The 13,539-nt window shown below is 63.1% G+C and carries 11 protein-coding genes; 7 read left to right on the forward strand and 4 right to left on the reverse strand.

Features of this window, described 5'->3' with window-relative positions; all coding sequences use genetic code 11:
- Positions 1–38 precede the first annotated feature (38 nt).
- Entirely contained in the window at positions 39–620 is a 582-nt protein-coding gene (pth, locus tag GTP69_RS24365) for an aminoacyl-tRNA hydrolase (protein ID WP_161057309.1), read from the forward strand.
- A 9-nt stretch (positions 621–629) separates the two neighbouring features.
- Positions 630–1,907 (forward strand): amidohydrolase, encoded by a 1,278-nt coding sequence (locus tag GTP69_RS24370; RefSeq protein WP_161057310.1) that lies wholly within the window; start codon positions 630–632, stop codon positions 1,905–1,907.
- Here the strand turns inward: GTP69_RS24370 and GTP69_RS24375 are convergent.
- From GTP69_RS24375 to GTP69_RS24385, 3 genes are all read right to left on the reverse strand, one after another.
- Complete coding sequence (locus tag GTP69_RS24375; protein WP_161057311.1) at positions 1,855–3,267, reverse strand: DUF3999 family protein; 1,413 nt, start codon at positions 3,265–3,267, stop codon at positions 1,855–1,857. The two genes, GTP69_RS24370 and GTP69_RS24375, sit on opposite strands and share 53 nt — an antisense overlap.
- On the reverse strand, positions 3,264–6,623 hold the full coding sequence (locus GTP69_RS24380) for a DUF2339 domain-containing protein (protein ID WP_161057312.1): 3,360 nt from the start codon (positions 6,621–6,623) through the stop codon (positions 3,264–3,266). The genes GTP69_RS24375 and GTP69_RS24380 overlap by 4 nt, the downstream gene beginning before the upstream one ends.
- Positions 6,624–6,703: 80 nt before the next feature.
- The gene (locus tag GTP69_RS24385) at positions 6,704–8,518 is read right to left on the reverse strand and encodes a DUF885 domain-containing protein (RefSeq protein ID WP_161057313.1); all 1,815 of its coding nucleotides are present in this window, start codon (positions 8,516–8,518) and stop codon (positions 6,704–6,706) included.
- Positions 8,519–8,665: 147 nt separating this feature from the next.
- On the opposite strand from GTP69_RS24385, the gene GTP69_RS24390 reads away from it, so the two are divergent.
- Both GTP69_RS24390 and GTP69_RS24395 read left to right on the forward strand, forming a co-directional pair.
- Entirely contained in the window at positions 8,666–8,914 is a 249-nt protein-coding gene (locus tag GTP69_RS24390; RefSeq protein ID WP_161057314.1) for a FitA-like ribbon-helix-helix domain-containing protein, read from the forward strand.
- On the forward strand, positions 8,911–9,312 hold the full coding sequence (locus GTP69_RS24395) for a type II toxin-antitoxin system VapC family toxin (protein ID WP_161057315.1): 402 nt from the start codon (positions 8,911–8,913) through the stop codon (positions 9,310–9,312). Before GTP69_RS24390 ends, GTP69_RS24395 begins: the two co-directional genes overlap by 4 nt.
- A gap of 66 nt (positions 9,313–9,378) precedes the next feature.
- On the opposite strand, the gene GTP69_RS24400 is transcribed toward GTP69_RS24395, so the two are convergent.
- Entirely contained in the window at positions 9,379–9,810 is a 432-nt protein-coding gene (locus tag GTP69_RS24400) for an acyl-CoA thioesterase (protein WP_308494462.1), read from the reverse strand.
- 162 nt (positions 9,811–9,972) lie between these two features.
- Here GTP69_RS24400 and ychF point away from each other — a divergent pair, with 162 nt between their 5' ends.
- The 3 genes from ychF to GTP69_RS24415 all read left to right on the forward strand — a co-directional run bounded on the left by ychF (position 9,973) and on the right by GTP69_RS24415 (position 13,535).
- Positions 9,973–11,064, forward strand: coding sequence for a redox-regulated ATPase YchF (ychF, locus tag GTP69_RS24405; protein WP_110846446.1), 1,092 nt, complete (start codon positions 9,973–9,975; stop codon positions 11,062–11,064).
- A 133-nt stretch (positions 11,065–11,197) separates the two neighbouring features.
- Positions 11,198–11,818: a DUF5710 domain-containing protein gene (locus GTP69_RS24410; RefSeq protein ID WP_161057316.1), complete on the forward strand. Its 621-nt coding sequence runs from the start codon at positions 11,198–11,200 to the stop codon at positions 11,816–11,818.
- A 103-nt stretch (positions 11,819–11,921) separates the two neighbouring features.
- Positions 11,922–13,535, forward strand: coding sequence for an NYN domain-containing protein (locus GTP69_RS24415; RefSeq protein WP_161057317.1), 1,614 nt, complete (start codon positions 11,922–11,924; stop codon positions 13,533–13,535).
- Positions 13,536–13,539 lie beyond the last annotated feature (4 nt).

The raw sequence follows: 13,539 nt of genomic DNA on the forward strand, positions 1-13,539 counted from the left end.
TTCGTCATAATCACATATCAACATTACCTGACTGCGTCATGCCCATCCGTCTCATCGTTGGCCTCGGCAACCCCGGCCCTGAATACGAACAAACCCGCCACAACGCCGGCTTCTGGCTGGTGGACAATCTCGCCAACGACAGCGGCGCGCGCCTGCAGCGCGAGAGCAAGTACAACGCGATGTATGCCAAAGCGGTCATCGCGGGCCAGGAAGTCTATCTGCTGGAGCCACTGACCTATATGAACCGCTCCGGCCAGTCGGTCGGCGCGCTGTGCCGCTTCTTCAAGATCAATGCCGACGAAGTGCTGGTGGTCCACGACGAGCTGGACCTGATGCCCGGCATCGCCCGCCTTAAGAAGGGCGGCTCGGCCGGCGGCCACAACGGCCTGAAAGACATCACGGCCGCACTCGGCACGCAGGATTACTGGCGGTTGCGCCTGGGCATCGGCCACCCGCGCACGCTGAATCTGGCGCAGCAGGTGGCAGACTTCGTGCTGCACCGCCCGCGCCGCGAAGACCAGGAACTGATCGAACGCGCCATCGACAAATCGCTGCTGGTGATGCCGCAGATCGTCAAAGGTGAATTCCCCAACGCCACCATGAAGTTGCACACCGACTAAAAGGAACCGATGAAACTCTTACCGATCGTTGCACTACTGGCCGCTGCGGCCGCGCAAGTCCAAGCTCAAACCCAGGATGCCGGCACCCTGATCAACGGCATGTATCCGCAACTGGATGCGATTTACAAGGACTTGCACGCGCATCCGGAAATCGCCTTCCATGAAGAGCGCACTGCCGCCAAGCTGGCCGCCGAAATGCGCAAGATCGGTTTTGAGGTCACGGAAAAAGTCGGCAAGACCGGCGTAGTGGCGATCTACAAGAACGGCCCCGGCCCGATGGTGCTGGTGCGTACCGAGCTGGATGGCTTGCCGATGGATGAGAAATCCGGCCTGCCGTATGCCAGCACCAACGGCGCGGCCCACAGTTGCGGTCACGACGTCCACATGACGGCCTGGCTGGCCACGGCGCGCACGCTGGTGGCGCTCAAGTCGCAGTGGAAGGGCACGCTGATGTTCATCGGCCAGCCGGCCGAGGAAACCGTGGCCGGCGCCAAGGCCATGCTGGATGACGGCCTGTTCAAGCGCTTCGGCAAACCGGACTACGCGTTCGCGCTGCACAGCTGGCCGCTGGCCTACGGCACCATCGGCTACAACAGCGGCGCGGTGTCGTCCAACTCGGATGCAATCGAGATCACCTTCAAGGGCCGCGGCGGTCACGGCTCGGCGCCGGACAAGGCGCTCGATCCGATCACCATCGCCGCCCGTTTCGTGGTCGATGTGCAGACCGTCATCAGCCGCGAAAAAGATCCGAAGGAATTCGGCGTGGTCACCATCGGCGCCATCAACGGCGGCACGGTCGGCAACATCATTCCGGATACGGTGAAAGTGCGCGGCACCATCCGCAGCTACAGCCCGGCGGTGCGCGAGAAAATCCTGGCCGGTGTGCGCCGCGTCGCCAACGCCTCGTCCGCCATGGCCGATGCGCCGGCGCCGGATGTGCAACTGATCCCCGGCGGCATCGCCATCGAGAACGACGACGCGCTGGTAACGCGCACCGAAGGCGTGCTGAAGAAAGCCTTCGGCGACGCCAACGTCTCGCGCATGCCGGCCATGACGGCCAGCGAGGATTTCTCGCAGTACGTCAACCAGGGTGTGCCGAGCATGTTCTTCTTCACCGGCGTGTACGATCCGAAAGTCGTGGCTGAAGCCGAGCACGGCGGCAAGCCGGTCGCCTTCAACCACTCGCCGTACTACGCGCCGGTGCCGGAGCCGTCGATCAAGACGGCTGCCCAGGCTATGACGCTGGCGGTGTTGAACGTGATGAGCGCACCAGCCGCCAAACCATAAAGCCCAGCACGCCCACGCCCAGCAGCAGCACGCCCCACAGCACGATCAGGCGGCGCTGGGCGGCGGTGGCCGCTTCCAGTGCGCTGCTGGCGTCCTGCACGCCGCTGCCTTGCTGCTGCACGGCCGGGCCGGCGCTGACTTGTTCCAATTTCTGAACTTCCGCATCCGAGAAACCGGGCGCGACTTGTGACAGGTCGCGCGCCACCGGCGTAGCGCTCGCGCGTCCGACCGCCAGCGTGTACGGTCCGTTGCCGCTGGCGAGGAATACCAGCGTGGCCGGCTGCCAGTTCAGGCGCAGCGCCGGCTTGAGCGGCGACGGTACGCTGGTGCGCAGCACCCATTGCGTGGCGTGCACCGGCGGCACGTCGACGTCCCCCGAGCTGCGCACCTGGTCGCCTTGCAGGATGCGGTAGAAGGTGGAGCTGACCAGCGGATCGAAACGCCAGGTGGCGCCTTGTCCCGCCTGGCGCGCCGGCAGTTCGCGGTAGACACCCAGCGTGCCGGCCAGCACCGCATTGTTGTCGCTGAACTGCAAGCCGGCCTTGAGCGGCGCGATGGCGGGCGGCGTGGCGTACAGCAGATCCTGCGGCTGCTTGCCGGCGGTCGGCTGGATCAGCAATTGCTCGGCTGGCAGCGCGGTGCTGGTCTGCGTCGGCTGCTCGGCGGTGATGCTGGCGAACTGCAACGGCGTGCCGCTGCGCCAGCTCAGGCGCGCGTAGCGGAAGCTGCGGGCGTTGAACGCCAGGCGGTCGTTGGACAGCGTCTGCGCGTCCTTGTTCACCAGCCAGTTTAATTCGGCCGCGCCGACGGTGTCCCATTGCTTCATATCGTTGCTGGTTTCCAGCCAGACCTGGGCGCTGTATTCCTGCGTGCCGGCTGGCAGCGTGAAGCGCAGCGCATCGACGGGCGTGTTGGCCGCGTCCTTGCCCAGGTCCAGCACCAGCGCGGCCAGTTGTGGCACGGTGGTCGTGGCGGCGCCTACTTCCGGCTTCAGCTTGACCGAGACCAGCCGGCCATCGGTGGTGGTGCTGACGTCCAGGTCCAGCCGCGAGGCCGGACCGGCCGCACTGGTCAGCGGAAAGATTGTCAGCGGCCGGTCGCGGTGGCTGATGCGCGCTTCGGCGCCGGGCGTGCGCAGCGCGAACGGTTGCAGCATGCCGCTGGCGTCAAACACGCGCAGGTCGTCCAGCATTGGCGAACGCGCGTGCAGGTAGACGTCTTTCGGCAGGCGCAGTTGCAGCACGCCTTGTTTGGCGCTGGTAGTCAGTGGCAGGACGTGGGTGTAGTCCTGCGGTGTGTCGCTGGCAGAGGCGGCGGTCATCAGCGTGCCGGCACAGGCGGCGATCAGGATTTTCTTCATGCGGTCTCCGCTTTGGTTTCGGTTTGCGTCGGATAAGGCGCCAGGTAGCCGATGCCGACCATCAGTGCGCCGACGCCGAGGAAGGAGACGATGCGCTCGACACCGCCGACATTCGACAAGTCCACCAGGAACAGCTTGGCCACCACCAATGCCAGCAGCACCGCGCCGACGATCCAGACGCCGCGCAGGCTGCGGCGCGCCGCAAAGTGCATCAGCAGCAGCGCGGTGATGCTCCACACCAGCGACAGCATCGCCTGCACAAACTGCGAGGCGAACATGGCGTTGAAATCATACGGGATGTCCATGTAGTTCGATACCGTGCGCAGCAGCGCCAGGTTGAACCAGCCGTAGGCGATCAAGGCGCCGGCCAGTGCCAGTTGCCATTTTTCCAGGAGCGGCTTGCGTGGTGTGTCGGCCGCCGGCGCTTGTTGCAGCAGGCGGTAGCAGCTCCAGGCCAGCAGCAGTGCAAAGCAGGTGGTCAGGTCCAGCGGGTTGACCAGCGGGATGTAGGGCAGCGGCGCCATGGCGCCGTTCTGCGACAGATTCCATACCGCCACCAGCAGCAACGCCCAGTCGCAGGCCAGCGGTATCAGCCAGCGTTGATACCAGGCGCTGACCGGCGCGGTTGGCCAGACGTCGCGGCGGCTGCGTTGCATCAGCCAGCCGATGGCGGCCATCATCAGCCAGGCCGGAATGAAGCGAGCCCAGCTGGCGCTGGTTTCCCATCCAGCTTCGGCCAGCAATTGTGCTTCGGCGCTGTCGGCGCCGTGCAGCCAGCGCGTGATCCAGATCGCGGCGACCGGCCAGATCATCAGCCACAGGCCGCCGGTGCGCAGGACGTGGAGCAGGCGCAGCGGCGCCGCACCGAGCGGCCAGCCGTTGCGCGGCCATGCGCGCAGCATCCATTCGCTGGCCAGCCACAGGGCGGCGTAGGCCAGCCACAGCGAGGCGCGCGGCAGGCGCGTGTCGAGATACAACTGCGCCAGCATGCCGGCGGTGGCGATCGCCAAGCCGATCCAGGTCGGCGTCGCCAGCACGCGCAGCGACTGCCATTGCAGGCGGCGCGCCAGCAGCGTGACCGGAATGGCGCTGGCGGCCACCAGCATGCCGTAGACGGCCATGGCCATCACATCGGGGCGATACCAACCGGCATCTTCGATCGGCGCGTAGCTTGCTGCGAGCCAGCCGGCCAGATTGGGCGCGGTCATGATGTACCACCACAGGCCGCCCCACAGCATGGTGATGCGCGACAGTGCGAAGTTGACGGTACCGGGCTTGGCGCCATCATTGCGCATCAGTGACCAGCTGCTGAACAGCGCGCCAGCGGCGATCAGCAGCGCTCCAAGCACCGGCTTGTCGAACAGGTTGGGCGAGGCGGCGCCCCAGTTCCATTGCAATACTGTCAGTGCGGCCAGCATGACGCCGGCCACGCCTTGCGCCGCTAGCGCCAGCGCGCTCGCCAGCCGCCATTGCATCTTTCGGGCGATGAAGTACAGCACCATGGCTGCCAGCAACGCGCTGATCACCAGCAGGTTGGCCTGCGCCACGCCGTCGGTGCGCAGGAAAATTTCGGTCCAGGCGCCGGCGATCAGCCATACCGAGGCGAAGGCCAGGAATGCCGACGCCAGCAGAGTGAACAGCTTATTGCTACTTTCGTCCTGCGCGCGGAAACGCATCGCCATCAAGAAGGCGGTGATGGACAGCAAGATGAAGCCCAGCCACAGGTTGGATTCCAGCGCCTTGGTCGCCGACAGGCCGGTGACGGTGCCGAAGAACGATAGCCACGCGCCGGCTTGCACCAGCAGGCCGAACATCCACGCCAGTTTCTGTTTCTGACGCAGACCGATCCAGACGATGCCAGCGCCTTCCAGTGCCCACGCGGCGGAAGTCCAGCGACCGTCGAGCGCGAATGGAATCGCCAGCGTGCCGAACACTACGCCCAGCGCCAGGAAGGCATCCGATAGCAGCGCCAGCGTTGGACGGCGGCGCAGCACGGTGGTCAGGCCGATGTAGAACAGGCCCAGCGCCAGCGCCGAGAAGGCGACGCCGAATGGCATGTCCTTCACCAGGCTGAACTGCAAGCCGAAGCCCAGCATCGGCGTGCCGAACACCAGCGTGCCGTCGACGTAGCTCTTCAGCTTGACCGCCTGCTGGCGCGCATACGCCAGCGGGATCGAGACGTAGAAGGCGAAGAACAGCAGCAGGAACAACTGCACCGACAGGTAATTCTCCGGCGTGTAGCGCAGTACGCCCCATGCGGTGGCGATGGCGAAGGTGAAGAAGAAGCCCAGCAGATTGAGCGGCCGCCACGAGCGGTACAGCGCCAGGTACAGCACGCCGGCGTTCAGCAGCGCGTAGTAGCTGAATAAGCCGATGTGGCTGCCGCCGCCGCTGGAGGCCATGATCGGCGCCGCAAAGCCGCCGACGATGCCGAAGATGGCCAGCCACATCGCGTCTTGCAGCACGGCCAGCAGGCAGGTGAAGACGGTCAGCACCAGCAACAGCGCGAAGGCCATGCCGCCGGGGATCAGGTGATACAGCCGGAAGGCGCCGAAGGTGACCAGCATCAGCACGCCGAGCGCCGCGCCTTGTACCGGCAAACTGATGGCGGGACGGCTCAGACGAATGCGCCAGCCCCAGGCCAGCAGCGCGATGTCGGCCAGCACGATCCCGGCCAGACGCAATTCGATCGGCACGCTGACGCGGGCGGCGGTGTACTTGAGCAGGAAGCTGACGCCGATGAACAGGATCAGCAAGCCCAGCTTGGCAACCAGATTGCCGCCGAATAGCCAGGCCTTGGCGGCCAGCAGCCATTTGGGCGGTTGGCTTGGCTGCAGGGCAGGGCGTGATGGTGCAGGGGCGGATGCGTCGGAGCGGGAGCCGGAGCCGGCGGCGCTCGCGACCGTGTCTGCGTCGGCTTGCGCAGCAGGCAGCGTCGAGGGCGAGGGCGAGGGCGCGGCCGCTTCGAAAGTGGCAGAGTCTGCCACGTCGGCAGGTGCTGCAGTTACGGCCGGCTGCGCGGCGCGCAATGGCCTGGTCGGATCGAAAGCGGCGATATCGGCGGCTGTGGGAGGTGGAGCGGCGCGCGGTGGCGCAACTGGCTCTGTCGCTGGCGGCGACTTGGCAGCCCAGCTTTGCGCGTAGGACGCGGCAGGCGCCGCTGCGGGCGCAACTGGCGCACTGGCATCCGCCCTCGCGGTTTGCGGCCGCATTACTGCCGCCACCACCGTCTCCCGCAACTCGGCCAGCTGGCGCTGAAGATCAGCCGCCAGCTTCTTCGCCTGACGCGCCTCGCTACGCGCCCGCCAGGCCACACTCAGCGTGAAGACGCCAAAGATAAACAAAAGGAATTCCATCGACAGGCTCCCTCGTGACAATATTGCAATGTAGCATATTGGCAATATTGTCTCAATCGAACCCGTCAATACGTGCGCGCCTATTTTGTGCTGGTAATCCAGCGATCAACACGCTGTTCCAGAATTGGCAGCGGCAGCGTGCCGTCGCCAATCACCACCTCGTGGAATTTCTGATAGCTGAACTTGTCGCCCAAGGTCTGCTGCGCCCGCGCCCGCAATTCCAGAATCTTCAGCGAACCGATTTTGTAGCTCAGCGCCTGTCCCGGCCACACCATGTAACGCTCGATCTGGTTGCGCGCACGCGCTTCTGGCCAGCCCAGCGTCTCGGCCAGATAACTGATCGCCTGCTCGCGCGACCAGCCCTTGGCGTGCATGCCGGTATCCACCACCAGCCGCGCGGCGCGCAGCATCTCCGCATTCAGATGGCCGTAGTAGGCCACCGGATCGTCGTACAGGCCCAGCTCCTTGCCCAGCGTTTCCGAATACAAGGCCCAGCCTTCGGTATAGGCCGCGCTGTTCTGATTCTCGGTGCTGAACTTGCGGAAGTCCGGCAGGTCCAACTCCTTCAGCAGCGCCGCGTGCAGATGGTGGCCCGGCACGCCTTCGTGCAGGAACAGGCTGACCATATCGACGCGGCTGTACTTCTTTGGATCGTTGACCACCGGCCAGAACACGCCGGGATGCGAACCGTCGGCCGCTGGCGGCGTGTAGTGGTCGGAGGCGGTGGCGCGCGTCAGCTCGGGCTCCAGATGCAGCTCCAGCTTCGCTTTCGGAATCAGGCTGAAGTAGGTCGGCAGCTTGGCCTGCACTTGCGCGTAGATGGCGCGGTAGGCGTCCAGCACCTGCTCGTCGGTGGTGAAGATATTGAACTTGGTCTGTGCGCCTACCCATTGCGGCAACTGCTTCTCCGGGCCTTCATAACCCAGCTTGGGGCCGAGCACGGTCAACTGCTGCTGGATGCGCGCCACTTCCTTCAGACCCAGCGCGTGCACCTCGTCCGGCGTCAGCGGCAAGTTGGTGCTGTCCTTGATGTGGGCCGCGTACCAGGCCGCGCCGTTCGGCAGCGCGCTCCAGCCGGTGCTGTTGCGGCTGGCGGGCAGGTATTCGTTTTGCACGAAGTTGACCAGGCGCGTCAGCGCCGGCGCGATGCCGTTGTTCACCGCCTTCAGATAGGCGGCGGTGAGTTGCTTTTTATCGGCGTCGGAGAAGCTGGCCGGGAAACGCGTCACCGGCGAATAGTAGATGCTGGCTTCCGGCGTGGCGGCGCGCAGGTTCTGGAACTGCGGCAGCATGGCGACCGTGATTGCCTTCGGCTGCACCACGCCGCTGCGCATGCCTTCCTTCATGTTGGCGATGGCCTGGTCTATCCAGCCCGGCAACTGGTTCAGGCGGCTCAGATACGCCTGGTATTGCTTGACCGTCTCCAGCGGCTGCGAACCGGTGCCGCCGGCGTAGTTGGCCAGCGTGCTGGGCACGTTGTCGAACTGGTTCAGCGGCAGCAGGTGGTCGGGGAAGGATTCCAGCTGCAACGCGTTGTTGAGCTCGTAGCTCAGCAGATCGTAGGTCAGCTGGTCCTGCGCGCCGAGCTGGTCGCGGTGCACGGCCATCAACTGCTTCTGCATCGCCCGGTACAGCGTGAACTGGGCGGCGCGCACCTTGGGCGAAATCGCCAGGCCCAGTTGATCGTCATAGCGGCTGTCGCCGTTGGCGGTGCCGAACAGCAGCGGATCGAACTTGCAGCGCGCCGTATGGAACGCCGCCGCGATCTTCGCTAACTGCTTCTGCGCCTGGCTGACCTTGGCCACCGCCGCCGTGCTCTTCGCCTGCACCGGCAAGGTATACACGCCCGCCAGCATCAGGCTGGCAAGCAGAACGGAAGTACGCAGACGAGACATAGTTTTTCCTGAGATGGGTGATGGCGAAAGAGTCTAGCACCAAACAAGCCACCTGCTAAGCAACCGCTGCATCAGTTTGCTTGAGGACGTTGTAATGCGGGCGTATGATGAAATCGATAAGGTCGATTGTCGATGGGGAATTTGGTAATGAAAACCAATCTACTGATTCGCAACATAGATCCCGACTTGCTCGCTGCGCTCGCCAAGCGGGCCGGGCAGCATGGCCGCAGTGTGGAAGAAGAGCATCTGCAGATCCTCAGGCAGGCATTGCAACGTCCGCCAAGACCAGATCCGCAGCACTTCATCGCGCAGGCGCGTGCACTGCGGGCTGCTTTGCCTTCGATAGTCTTCAACGCTGACGATATCGACGATGCCAAGCGTGCGGGGCAAAAATGATCGTGGTGGATTCCAACGTGATCGCCTATCTCTTCTTGAGCGGCGAACACACGGCGGCGGCAGAACGTTTGCTTGCCGAGGAACCGGATTGGGCTGCGCCAGTTTTGTGGCGTAGTGAGTTCCGCAATATCCTTGCGGGCCATATGCGGCTTCGGTCCTTGCCGTATGACCAAGCGCGCCAGATGCAGTATGCCGCTGAAACGCTTCTTGCCGGATCAGAGTTTGAACTAGAGTCTGCCTCAGTGCTGACTCTGGTCCGTGATAGCAGTTGCACAGCCTACGATTGCGAATTTGTAGCACTAGCCATAATGCTCGGCACCAAGCTAGTCACCATGGACCAAAAACTCTTGCGCGCTTTTCCCAAGACTATTATTTCGCTTTCTTCTTGGTCCGACTAGCACTTCTATATCTTCCCAGCAGAGTTACGGCTTTCAAATATTTTTTGGGGCTTCCTGATGAGGAGGCTACGGACTAATGACAAGAGAAGTAAGTACCTCGCGGACAAGTTCTGGAATCGGCACCGAGCGGTTGCTGGCGCGTTCGACGTAGACGTGGACGAAGTGGCCGGCGGCGGCTGGTAGCGGGTCGTTGTTGCGGTACAGCGCGATTTCGTAGCGCACGCTGGAGTTGCCGAGCTTGGCCACGCGAATGCCGGCGTGCACCGTGTCCGGGAAGGCAAGCGGCGCAAAGTAGGCGCAGCCGCTGTCCACCACGAAACCCACCACCTCGCCCTTGTGGATATCCAACACGCCCGCCTCGATCAGGAACTGGTTCACCGCCGTATCAAAATAAGAATAATAGACAACGTTGTTCACATGGCCATAGATGTCGTTGTCCATCCAGCGGGTAGGGATGGTGAGGAAGTGGCGGAACTGGTCCCGGCCGGCATCGCGCATCGTCATGCTGTCTCCTGTTTTTTGAAGAGTGCGGGCAAGGGAGGTACAATGGACCCTTGAACGCTGTCATCAGCTTAGAAACAGCAAGAATACCCAAAAACGCCCCCTGCGGCTGTTTTCACCAGCCGCTCGCCGGCCATATTGATAATTTAAAGGTTTTTCATGAGTCTCCAATGCGGCATCGTCGGCTTGCCTAACGTCGGCAAGTCCACCCTGTTCAACGCCCTGACCAAGGCCGGCATCCCGGCTGAAAACTATCCGTTCTGCACCATCGAGCCGAACGTCGGCGTGGTCGAAGTGCCGGACCCGCGCATGGCCGCGCTGGCTGACATCGTCAAGCCGGAACGCATGGTCAACGCCATCGTTGAATTCGTCGACATCGCCGGCCTGGTGGCGGGCGCGTCGCAAGGCGAGGGCCTGGGCAACCAGTTCCTGTCGCACATCCGCGAAACCGACGCCATCGTCAACGTGGTGCGCTGCTTCGAAGACGACAATGTGATCCACGTGGCCGGCAAGGTCAGCCCGCTGGACGACATCGAAGTGATCCAGACCGAGCTGGCGCTGGCCGACCTGGGCACGGTAGAAAAAGCCATCCACCGCGAAAACAAGAAAGCCCGTTCGGGCGACAAGGATGCCGCCAAGCTGCTGGCCATCATGGAACGCATCGTGCCGCACCTGAACGAAGCCAAGCCAGTGCGCGCCATGGGCCTGGACGCCGACGAGCTGGCCCTGATCAAGCCGCTGTGCCTGATCACCGCCAAGCCGGCCATGTACGTGGCCAACGTGTCCGACACCGGCTTCACCAACAACCCGCTGCTGGACCAGCTGACCGCCTACGCTGCCACCCAGAACGCACCGATCGTCGCCATCTGCGCGTCGATTGAAGCAGAGATCGCCGACCTGGACGACGCCGACAAGAGCGCCTTCCTGGCCGACATGGGTATGCAGGAGCCTGGCCTGGACCGTCTGATCCGCGCCGCCTACAAGCTGCTGGGCCTGCAAACCTACTTCACCGCCGGTGTGAAGGAAGTGCGCGCCTGGACCATCCACGTGGGCGACACCGCGCCACAAGCAGCCGGCGTGATCCACACCGATTTCGAACGCGGCTTCATCCGCGCGCAAACCATCGCCTACGACGACTACATCCAGTACAAGGGTGAGGGCGGCGCCAAGGAAGCCGGCAAGATGCGCGCCGAAGGCAAGGAATATGTAGTAAAAGATGGCGACGTGCTGAACTTCCTGTTCAACGTCTGATTCAGATCAGAACCTAAAACGAGCCGGTGTTTCACCGGCTCGTTTTCTTTATAGGGACGTTGATGTAGCTCAGGTAGTTGGGCGGCTTTTATCTGCCAAAATATGGTTATTTCAACCTTGCGGAAGTGACGATATGTCTCGCATCGACCTGAACGTGCCGTTTTCCGAAAAAGACGAAGCTAAGCTGCTGGGCGCTCGCTGGGATGCGCGCAGCAAAGTGTGGTTCGTCCCCGATGGTACAGATCCCAGGCTTTTTCAGCGTTGGCTGCCATTAGAGCAAGACATCGGCATTCGGTCCGACAGCTATTTCCTTGCCCAGACGGTCGCTATGTGCTGGAAGTGCCACGAGCTGACCAGTTTGTTCAGTTTCATTCTGCCGCCCGGTCACGAAACACTTGAAATTAATGAGGACAGCGATGACGGCGACTATTGGTTCCGTCACAGCGATCCTGCCACCGTGTCGTATGTCACGGATTTGCCTCCTCATGTGGTCACTCAGCTGAAAGCTGTTGCGCCATATTACCGTCTGGATTTCAGCAAGACCACCGGCAGCTCGTATTGGATGAATCATTGCGAGCAGTGCGGCATGAAGCAAGGCGACTTTGAAATGCACTGCGAACCGGGCGGCGCTTTCTTCCCGATGGATCAGCACGCGGCTGACCGGATTGTTTTATATTCTTATCGCGAGTCGTTTGGCTGCAATGGCAGTGCGTCGTGGGGCGACCACTTGAGTTTTCGCATGCGAGTTGCTTGATACGGTTGTTCGAGGTGTACGGTCGGTTGTTGGGTATAATCCCCGGATTGCTTGCGTTTGCCTTCCCGCACCGCCTTACTCCTCCTTAGAAAAAACAATCTTCATGGCATCCTCCAACGAAAACGTCAGCATGGCGCTGTTCTGCGATTTTGAGAACGTGGCGCTCGGCGTGCGCGACGCTAACTACGACAAGTTCGATATCAAGCCGGTGCTGGAGCGCTTGCTGCTCAAAGGCAGCATCGTGGTCAAGAAAGCTTATTGCGACTGGGACCGTTACAAGGGCTTCAAGGCGCCGATGCACGAAGCGAACTTCGAGCTGATCGAGATCCCGCACGTGCGCCAGTCCGGCAAGAATTCGGCCGACATCCGCATGGTGGTTGATGCGCTGGACTTGTGCTACACCAAGTCGCACGTCGACACCTTCGTCATCATTTCCGGCGATTCCGATTTTTCGCCGCTGGTGTCCAAGCTGCGCGAGAACGCCAAGAAGGTGATCGGCGTCGGCGTCAAGCAATCGACGTCGGACCTGCTGGTGGCCAACTGCGATGAGTTCATCTTCTACGACGACCTGGTGCGCGAGAGCCGCCGCGCCAAGCGCGAAAGCAGCGGCGCGACCGACAGCAAGCCGCAAGTCAAGCGCACGCCGGAAGAAGAACGTTCGCGCCGCGAGGAGATGGACAAGCGCCGCAACCAGGCGGTGGAAATCGCCGTCAACACCTTCGAGGCGCTGGTGCTGGAGCGTGGCGACAGCGGCAAGATCTGGGCGTCCGTGCTGAAGGAGGCGATCAAGCGCCGCAAGCCGGATTTCAGCGAGTCGTATTACGGTTTCCGCACCTTCGGCAACCTGATCGAGGAATGCAAGGCGCGCGGTTATCTGGAGTTTGGCCGTGATGAGAAATCCGGTGCGTATGTGTATCGCGCCAACGGCGGCTCGCAGCCAACCGGCGAGTCGGTGGCATCGGAAGAGGGCACGACGCCAGCCGCCGCGCCAGTCAACGACGGCGGCCAGGAATCGCGTCGCAGCCGCAATCGCGGCCGTACTGCGGCGGAGCGCTTTGCCGAACGTCAGGCCCAGCGCCAGACCCAGCAGCCGCGTCACAACAATGCGCAGTCGCCAGTCGATGGCGAGGCGATCGTGATTGCCGCACCGGAAGTGGTGGAGCAGGCCGAGATCACGCCAGTGGTGCTGGAAGCTGCCGTTGAGCTGCCGGTGGCCGACACTTCCGTGCCGAAAAAACGGAATGGCGCCAAGCCGCCAGCCCGCAAGGTGAAGAACGCCGCCAAAAAAGGCAAGGGCGATACCGACGGTGACAACGTTGTGGATGCGGTGCAAGAAGCTGCGCCATCGCCAGAGGCCGCACCAGCGACGCCGGAGCCAACGCCAGCACCGGTTGACGCCGAGCCGTCGCAGCGTCCAGCAGGCCAGCGCAACCAGGGTCGACAGAATCAGCGCAAGCCTAACCAAGGCAAGCAAAACGCCGCCAAGCCGAAGGCTGCCGCGTCGGTTGCCGTTGCTGAAGTGCCGGCGAGCGCGCCTGTCGCTGCGCCAGCACCAACGCCGGCACCTGCGCCAGCTGAAGCCGCCAGCGAGGCCGCCGCCAAGCCGGCCAAAGCCAAGCCGAAGGCCAAGACAGCCGCCAAACCGGCAGCGGCCCGCAAGCCGGCTGCGCCACGCGCACCGCGTCCGCCGAAAGCGGCGCCTGCCAGCGAGGAGTAAGCCG

It is taken from the genome of Duganella levis (assembly GCF_009857605.1).
GTDB classification, from domain to species: domain Bacteria; phylum Pseudomonadota; class Gammaproteobacteria; order Burkholderiales; family Burkholderiaceae_D; genus Rugamonas; species Rugamonas levis.